General features: G+C 50.9%; 1 rRNA gene. It reads right to left on the bottom strand.

Annotated features, from left to right (window positions below):
* Positions 1–1003: ribosomal RNA gene (locus BMY68_RS29490) — 23S ribosomal RNA — on the bottom strand; the annotation flags it as partial.

Below are 1003 nucleotides of genomic sequence, written 5' to 3'. Positions count from 1 at the left end.
GCCTTAGGGACCGACTAACCCTGCGTCGATTAACGTTGCGCAGGAAACCTTGGTCTTTCGGCGTGGGTGTTTTTCACACCCATTGTCGTTACTCATGTCAGCATTCGCACTTCTGATACCTCCAGCAAGCTTCTCAACTCACCTTCACAGGCTTACAGAACGCTCCTCTACCGCATCACTTACGTGATACCCGTAGCTTCGGTGTATGGTTTGAGCCCCGTTACATCTTCCGCGCAGGCCGACTCGACTAGTGAGCTATTACGCTTTCTTTAAAGGGTGGCTGCTTCTAAGCCAACCTCCTAGCTGTCTAAGCCTTCCCACATCGTTTCCCACTTAACCATAACTTTGGGACCTTAGCTGACGGTCTGGGTTGTTTCCCTTTTCACGACGGACGTTAGCACCCGCCGTGTGTCTCCCATGCTCGGCACTTGTAGGTATTCGGAGTTTGCATCGGTTTGGTAAGTCGGGATGACCCCCTAGCCGAAACAGTGCTCTACCCCCTACAGTGATACATGAGGCGCTACCTAAATAGCTTTCGAGGAGAACCAGCTATCTCCGAGCTTGATTAGCCTTTCACTCCGATCCACAGGTCATCCGCTAACTTTTCAACGGTAGTCGGTTCGGTCCTCCAGTCAGTGTTACCTAACCTTCAACCTGCCCATGGATAGATCGCCCGGTTTCGGGTCTATACCCAGCGACTAAACGCCCTATTAAGACTCGCTTTCGCTACGCCTCCCCTATTCGGTTAAGCTCGCCACTGAATATAAGTCGCTGACCCATTATACAAAAGGTACGCAGTCACAGAACAAAGTCTGCTCCCACTGCTTGTACGCATACGGTTTCAGGATCTATTTCACTCCCCTCTCCGGGGTTCTTTTCGCCTTTCCCTCACGGTACTAGTTCACTATCGGTCAGTCAGTAGTATTTAGCCTTGGAGGATGGTCCCCCCATATTCAGACAAAGTTTCTCGTGCTCCGTCCTACTCGATTTCATGACTAAGAGA

Origin of the sequence: Pseudomonas sp. NFACC41-3 (assembly GCF_900109505.1) — a bacterium.
GTDB classification, from domain to species: Bacteria; Pseudomonadota; Gammaproteobacteria; order Pseudomonadales; family Pseudomonadaceae; genus Aquipseudomonas; species Aquipseudomonas chlororaphis.
This window is presented reverse-complemented; position numbering and strand designations above follow the sequence as displayed.